This is a genomic window from Pseudomonas typographi (assembly GCF_014694385.1).
GTDB classification, from domain to species: domain Bacteria; phylum Pseudomonadota; class Gammaproteobacteria; order Pseudomonadales; family Pseudomonadaceae; genus Aquipseudomonas; species Aquipseudomonas typographi.
Window position 1 is genome coordinate 1 of sequence record NZ_JAAOCA010000208.1, and the last position, 208, is coordinate 208.

The following is a 208-nucleotide window of genomic DNA, read 5'->3' on the forward strand; positions in this document are numbered from 1 at the left end:
CTCCACCTCATGACGATCAACCGCATGGTCCCCGAAGCGATGGTGCTGGCCGCGAATGTTCGGGTGTAGTTGTAGACCCGGGCGATGCCGTCCAGCATCTCGGTTTCGAACTGAATCTGGCTGCTGCTGTAAGCCCCATTGGGGATGACGATGGCAGTGCCGTTGGACGGCCCAACCCCTGGCACGGAAAAGTCTTGGTTCCCCTTCG

The 208-nt window shown here is 60.1% G+C and carries 1 pseudogene; it reads right to left on the reverse strand.

Going from position 1 to position 208, the window contains the following annotated elements:
- A pseudogene (locus HAQ05_RS28410) lies at nt 1-208 on the reverse strand (hypothetical protein); the annotation flags it as partial.